We start from the raw sequence: 6,616 nt of genomic DNA on the forward strand, positions 1-6,616 counted from the left end.
CTTTCAATGCAAAAGTGAAAGCTTTCAGGGCTACTTCCAGGGGCGTAAGAGATGTCAAATTCTTTCTGTTCAGACTTTCTAAAATCTATGCTTAAACTTCCTTCCCCCCAAGAATTCCGCTTGATCCAAAAAAAACATTCTAGCGGTGATGCTCCTATCTATTTAAGGATTACTGTGGAAGGAAATCGCGTGGAAATTACTACAGGACAAGAATGCAAACCGGATCGCTGGAATCCCAAAACCGGACGATTAACCGGAACTAAAGAAGATATAAAAAGGTTTAATGCCTATCTGGATAACATACAAGCAATGGTTTATCGGGCCACAAAGAACTAATTCAAGCTGGCACTCCTGTTACCGCAGAGAGCATCAGAAACAAATTTCAGGACAAAGACAGCGCAACACATACGCTTTTAGAGGCTGTGAAGAATCACAACAGAAAAATGAAAGCTTTGGTAGGTAAACAATATGCGATTGGAACTTTAAAAAAATTTGAGATACTGGAACGCCACCTTCAAGCCTTTATGCTCGAAAAGCACAAGGTCTCTGATGTAGAGATCAAAGAAATAAATCATGCGTTTATCAACGACTTTGAATTTTATCTTAGAACAGAAAACAGCTGTGCAAACAATACCGCTATACGATACCTTAAAAACTTCCGCAAAATCATCCACATTTGTTTAAACCTGAAATGGATCGACAATGACCCGATGTTTGGTTATAAACTTAAATCTAAGCCTGTAGAACGGCCTTTTCTATCTGAGTATGAAATTCAACGGATTGCGCAAAAGCAATTTAATACTGCAAGGCTTTTACAGGTTAGGGATTTATTTCTGTTCTGTTGTTTTACCGGACTTGCTTATGCTGATGTTCAAAAACTAAAGCTATCCAACATCACCAAAGGGGTTGATGGATACCACTGGATTTTCACCAACAGAAAGAAAACTAATATCCGGTCTGCTATCCCTTTGCTGTTTAACAAAGTTCATGGTCAGTTAAAAGGTAGCAGGCCATGACTGAAAGCCATGGCCCCAAGCTCCAACTCTGGAGAGAATCTCTGATTATCCGGATTAGTCAGTTTAGTTGGCTTCAGAGAGAAAAATATCTGCGACATGTAATTTTCTTTTACCAAAAAAGCACTTTTATAAGTTGCTTATTCGCAATAATAATTGTAAAATAATTGTTATTTTCTAAATATACTTAAATAATTGCCTTATTAAGATTAGTAGTTCCAAATAAAAACAGTTGTAATAATTATTTTTAATAAAATTTCATAATATTATAATATTATAGTAACTATGTAATAATCAGATATAAATTATATGAAAAAAATATTATTATTGTTTTTTATTGCGGGTGTAATTACTTCATGCAAAAAAAACAAACCAGAAGAGAAATTCAACTCAGATTCACTAATTAAATTATCCAACAGAGAAAGCAAACTCTATATTGCTAAAACTTTAGCAATAGCGGTCACAAAAGAACCTTCCCTTAGAGCATTTATTAAAAATGAAGCCTTAAAGCAATTTGACAATGACTATGATGTATTTTATCAAGCAGCTAAAAACATTGTGATAGATGGGAAAGAAACTTTTAATGAAAAAATATTAAAATACGCAAGTTCTAAGGACAGCTTCAATGTTGCTTTAAAAAAATTACCTCTCTTAACAATAATGATCCCTGCGTTGCCCGAATTTAATGCTGAAATATGGCAAACATCAACTGATATTCCTACTGTAGCTGTGGAACCAGTAGATAGAGACAATAAAGAAAGTATTAAAGGTTTTTTTAATCAGGAGTCATTTGAAATACCACATGGACTTTTGCCTGCAAAGGCAACAATCGTTATTAAGGACAATGAGAGAATAGTAGTAAACGCCAACACAATTAATAATACAGCTAAAGCAAATAATCAATCAGTTCAATTCTTAAACTCAGAAGGATTATTGTACTCATTTGCAGATCCGGCATTTAATGGGTTAAAAATTAGAGTTAATAATTCAATGTCGGCAAAAGCTTTATTGAATAATACTAAGGTTGCCAGCCTTAACAAGGTAAGAAATAATGATATAATGAGGGCACCTAGTAGAAGTGAGACTTATGGTTATGAACATAGGAAAGTTGATATTTCAAAAGTTCAGCATATTATTGATGCAATACAAAGTGGCTCTGCATGGCAAAGAGATAACATATATTATGGAATTAATCCATCAACTGGTATTACCAGTGGGCCATTAAAAAGAAACATTAAAGAGTCTTTAACTCACTTTCGTTTTTATGACGCATCTGCTACTTTTGATCAAATAGGAAAAAATCCAGGTGATCCAATTCCAATTGAGGGAAAAATCTGGGAAAATTGGACAACTGGGACCTATGAGTTCAGAATAACAGCGATAGTTAATGCGAAAAATGGTCCCGGGCTAGAAACTATGAAAACAATATGGGTATATCCCTCACAATTATTTAGTTTAAACTATACAAAGATCCAGGTCCCTCATGGCACACCTCCTTCACAAGGAACTTATTTTTGGGGGCCGTCAATTGACGGTGCAAAATTATTTGAGCTACCAGTTCCCATACCTCTTGAAAACTGGGATTTAGAAAACCTGTCATTTGGTTGGAATATATATTTTAGCAGATACAATGCGGCACAAACAGTAACAGAAGTAGTCAGCCAATCATCTGAATTTGCCACTAACTTTGAACTTAGTATTCCATTAGGCGAAAAAATAAAAGTTGGAGCGAAATTTGGCGCTTCTTCTAAGACAACAAATTCACAAAGCCATACATTTTCAAAAACAATTGGGCCCCAGTCTTTTGGTTCGTCGAGTCATTATTTTGACACTCCTATATGGAAAGATTATACCATTTCTGGCAATACTGTTACCTACAACCCTTATGAATTAAATTTTGGAACAGTATTCCTTACAATTGAACCAAGATTGCAATAACTTAAGTAAATTGCGAAACAGTAATCTGATTGTTTCGCAATTTTTAAAATTAAAAGTATGAAAATTAAATTGAGTTTTTTCGTCTGTCTAATCCTTGCTTTATGTTCTTGTAAAAAAGAAGTGAAAGACACTTATAATATCAAGTTAAATGAGAGATTAGATGGCTTTTATAAAATAATCAATGCCACTTCTACGTTAGAGTACGACCTCAATGATGATGGAAATTTAACAAATAACATGCTAATTGAAATTCCCGATTTAAAAACTAGTACACTTGATGTACTTGTTAGCAAAACCGGTAAATCCTTTCACCTATTATGGCCTGAACAATATCTTCATAATTCAGATTATTCTTTCGACATGCAAGGCCGTATCTATAACTTCAATTATGAGGATACATCTAAACAAATCATACCCCTAGTGTATGATAAAAGTAAAAGTACAATATTCTCTCCACCTGTAAAAATGCATTTGATTAAAGATGGACTAATTGAATGCACACTGATAAGAGAAATAATTACCTCCAAAGGAAAATATAAAATCACAATAGATGCCATTTATCAAATTGAAACCAATAGCAAAAGACGCATTTAACGAAATTTAATTTTGCAACAATTGGGATATAGTCAATGTTAAACTACATCAGAACTACTACTAAAAATAGAAATTAACCATGGATTTCTGCAATTGGCCAATGACAGACAATGGGAGGTGTTAATTATAAGACAAATTGTGTCCAGGTATAGCCACCGTTTAAAGGAAATGTAATTTGCATACCAGATAAGGTTCCGAATGTCCGTCTCCAATCAGTGGTCAATTCTAAATGGTATCTTCCTAATTTCAACCTGTCGTTCTTAATATATTCACAACTACAGAATAGAAATATCAAAGATGATAGAAAGCAAATCGTTTTCTTTTTTAGAAGCATTAATTTTTATACTTTTTTGGAAGAAACCAATAGATCCCTAGCTTCAATGTCTAAATAATCTGCAATTTGAAATAATTTTTTAATAGATGGTTGTGCTGAATTTGTACACCAACTGGAAACCGTTTCAGGTGCAATCTTTAAGGCATCAGCCAAATCTTTATTCGTCTTTCTTTTTTCAGCCAATACTGACTTGATGCGGTTATAAGTTACTTTACTCATATTAAACTGTTTTAAAACAAATATAGTACTAGAAAAAGAATCATATTATTCATTTAAACAATGTATAACGTTAATAACATAATGTTATACATTGTTTTATTTGTGTTTTACATTATTAAACACTAAGTTTGATATAAATAGTTATTAATTAAATATTATACTTTTGTAATTCTAGTCACGAAAAATTAGGATTGCATACGAGCCTCGCAGCTAAATCTGGTAAATTTAATCTCAGCGAGCGTAAGTGTAGCATCCACCACCCTATAATTAATAGGGCTGGTGCTCGCTTATGTTTGTTGCTGAGATCCATTCCGAAAGGTTTGGTGGTTTACCAGAACCTAGCTGCAACAGATTAAGCGAGTTACCAGCCCTATTAAAATAGTTGCTGATAATATTTTAGTCCGAGGCTTGTTATTAAAACCCTTTAATAATGAGCAACAAAAGCAAACTTCGGTACAATCAGCTTACAGATAAGCAGGTTACCAACCCTCATCTATTCCTTGCAGATTTCTGCAGGTATGAAATAGACATTGAAGCATTTCGCGCTGAAATTCTACTACTGATCAAATCAGCATGTACCAACAAACAGTATGGAAAAAGTGAAGAGTACTTCTACAATTACAGGTGCTTACTGAAATTACTGGAAGCGGGGCACATCTTCTTTTGCAGAGACGCGAAGTTCTCTTTACATTGTGATCCATGCACACTTACTCCCTGCGAAATGGACCTTAACAGATATTACAGTACGCTTATTACCACCCACTTTAAAACCCTTTCGGATAAGGAAATCAAAAACACACAGTGCTTTTTTAAAGACTTTTTCAGCTTCATGAGCTTAAACGAATGGAGGTTGATATTTAGCCGGATAGTGGAATATGCTTACAGGCAGCCCACTATTGATGAGGTTTTAGAAGACGGAAGTGCAATGGTGGTTGTCAAAGAGTACATAGAAAAACTAATTGAGGTCATCTATCTGATTGACAGCAGCCAGACCGTATTCTGCATTAGTAACACCACTACAACAGTAAACTAAACCCATAAATGATAACCGGACTTAATACATGACGTCATGAAAAAGCAAACTAGAAAATACAAGATCGATGAGTATCTATTCAATCTCAATGTATGGCAATACCGTAAAGCGATGCAGATTCTGCCAGACTTGTTAAACATTTCACTTAATACCTTCCACAATTACCGTAGAATCCTTCCGGAAAGCACACAAGATATCCCATATGAAAAAGTCATTCTGATGGAAAAGCTGTTTGACTTTCAACAGGGAACATTAGCCTACCAGCATCCGGAAATTGAAAGTTTAAAAAGTATGCTGATCGATGATTGAACCACTCCCTTTTCTTCAAGCCCACGGTCTTTTCCGTAAACACCCCCGCAAAAACTGCGTGGTGGCCTTGGGCTAAGGTGTTTTTGCAAGCCGCAAATGCGCGGGGGAAACTCTTTTGCAAAAACACCTTTCTTTATTTCCCTTCTTAAATAAAGCATCCAGAAAGGTGGGATTCCAGCCAGAACCCCATATTCACTATTTTGTAGCCTTCATATAGACTAAAGAATCCTCGGAGGATTCTTACAAGCCCGTTTGCAATGCATACACGTAAAGAATAGGGCTACTGCCCTATTCCTGCTTGCTTTTTTGGTTATCCTTAAAACTCTGGATTTAAAAATCATATTAGCAAGTTCAATCCTATTTTTATATTGCACTAATATAAATGTGGCCATTGAGAAAATTAACAATAAAACAGATTTCACTTCTATGTTTTAAAATAAATATAATTTGCGAACAACATGTAAAAACTATGTCTAAATCATATCAATATGCGTTGTTAGATAAACTTTTATAGAAATAAAAACCATTTTTAAAAGTTAATTACTGAAATTAAAAGCATGGCAATCAGATTTACACAAGCACAGCTTACCAACCTATTCAAAGTATCTGCCGATACATTTTTTAAAAAGGAGTCCCATAATATCCTAAGCGGAGTGAGTGAAAGGAGTCTTTGCGGTCGTCTAGCAATGTACTTGGAAAATAATTTTAATATTTTCAAAATTGAAGGGAATTATTACGCTGACACTGAATATAACCGAAAGCAAAATGGGGAAGTTAAAACCATACTGGATAGTAAAATGCAAGTAATTACTATCAGCTGTGACCTATTGATACACAGTCGGGGTATGGAAATTCCAGACAATTTGATCACAATCGAAATGAAAAAATCAAATAGACCCAAATTTGAAAAACTAAGTGATAGAAACAGGCTTAGGGCAATGACAAAGAAACAAGAGTGAAGTACTCCCGGTTTGCTGGACAGCAATAGATCAAACTTAAGATTATTTACGACACTTTTTTATTGCTTTGATAGAATACCTCATTTGGGGTAAGATCCTCCATAGACTGATGCCTTCTTTGATTATTATAAAATTCGACATACCGTTTCACACCCTGGAATAGTTCCATGCCACCGTTAGGCGGGTTCAGGTAAATATATTCCTGTTTCAATGATCT

Annotated in this window: 9 protein-coding genes; 7 read left to right on the plus strand and 2 right to left on the minus strand. The window is 34.6% G+C overall.

The genetic code is table 11. From position 1 onward, the window contains the following. The first annotated feature begins 87 nt into the window (after positions 1-87). From H9X96_RS22210 to H9X96_RS22225, 4 genes are all read left to right on the plus strand, one after another. The gene (locus H9X96_RS22210) at positions 88-336 is read left to right on the plus strand and encodes an Arm DNA-binding domain-containing protein (RefSeq protein WP_187668397.1); all 249 of its coding nucleotides are present in this window, start codon (positions 88-90) and stop codon (positions 334-336) included. A gap of 32 nt (positions 337-368) precedes the next feature. After that, positions 369-1,016 carry a phage integrase SAM-like domain-containing protein gene (locus tag H9X96_RS22215; protein ID WP_370576775.1) on the plus strand — a complete coding sequence of 216 codons (648 nt, stop codon included), beginning with the start codon at positions 369-371 and terminating at the stop codon, positions 1,014-1,016. A gap of 306 nt (positions 1,017-1,322) precedes the next feature. Further along, positions 1,323-2,951, plus strand: a complete 1,629-nt coding sequence (locus tag H9X96_RS22220; RefSeq protein ID WP_187668399.1) for a hypothetical protein — start codon at positions 1,323-1,325, stop codon at positions 2,949-2,951. Between the two features lie 57 nt (positions 2,952-3,008). Beyond that, positions 3,009-3,545, plus strand: a complete 537-nt coding sequence (locus tag H9X96_RS22225) for a hypothetical protein (protein ID WP_187668400.1) — start codon at positions 3,009-3,011, stop codon at positions 3,543-3,545. Between the two features lie 340 nt (positions 3,546-3,885). Here the strand turns inward: H9X96_RS22225 and H9X96_RS22230 are convergent, their stop codons facing one another. Beyond that, complete coding sequence (locus tag H9X96_RS22230) at positions 3,886-4,098, minus strand: helix-turn-helix transcriptional regulator (RefSeq protein WP_187668401.1); 213 nt, start codon at positions 4,096-4,098, stop codon at positions 3,886-3,888. Between the two features lie 430 nt (positions 4,099-4,528). Here H9X96_RS22230 and H9X96_RS22235 point away from each other — a divergent pair, with 430 nt between their 5' ends. The 3 genes from H9X96_RS22235 (at position 4,529) to H9X96_RS22245 (ending at position 6,399) form a co-directional block, all read left to right on the plus strand. Beyond that, positions 4,529-5,131, plus strand: a complete 603-nt coding sequence (locus H9X96_RS22235; RefSeq protein ID WP_187668402.1) for a hypothetical protein — start codon at positions 4,529-4,531, stop codon at positions 5,129-5,131. A 36-nt stretch (positions 5,132-5,167) separates the two neighbouring features. After that, complete coding sequence (locus H9X96_RS22240; RefSeq protein WP_187668403.1) at positions 5,168-5,440, plus strand: hypothetical protein; 273 nt, start codon at positions 5,168-5,170, stop codon at positions 5,438-5,440. A gap of 557 nt (positions 5,441-5,997) precedes the next feature. Beyond that, a complete protein-coding gene (locus H9X96_RS22245) occupies positions 5,998-6,399 on the plus strand; it encodes a hypothetical protein (RefSeq protein ID WP_187668404.1) in 402 nt (133 codons plus the stop codon). Between the two features lie 46 nt (positions 6,400-6,445). Here the strand turns inward: H9X96_RS22245 and H9X96_RS23205 are convergent, their stop codons facing one another. After that, positions 6,446-6,610, minus strand: a complete 165-nt coding sequence (locus H9X96_RS23205) for an IS3 family transposase (protein ID WP_370576776.1) — start codon at positions 6,608-6,610, stop codon at positions 6,446-6,448. Positions 6,611-6,616 lie beyond the last annotated feature (6 nt).

The sequence above is a fragment of the Pedobacter sp. N36a genome (assembly GCF_014472395.1).
In the GTDB taxonomy this organism is placed as follows: domain Bacteria; phylum Bacteroidota; class Bacteroidia; order Sphingobacteriales; family Sphingobacteriaceae; genus Pedobacter.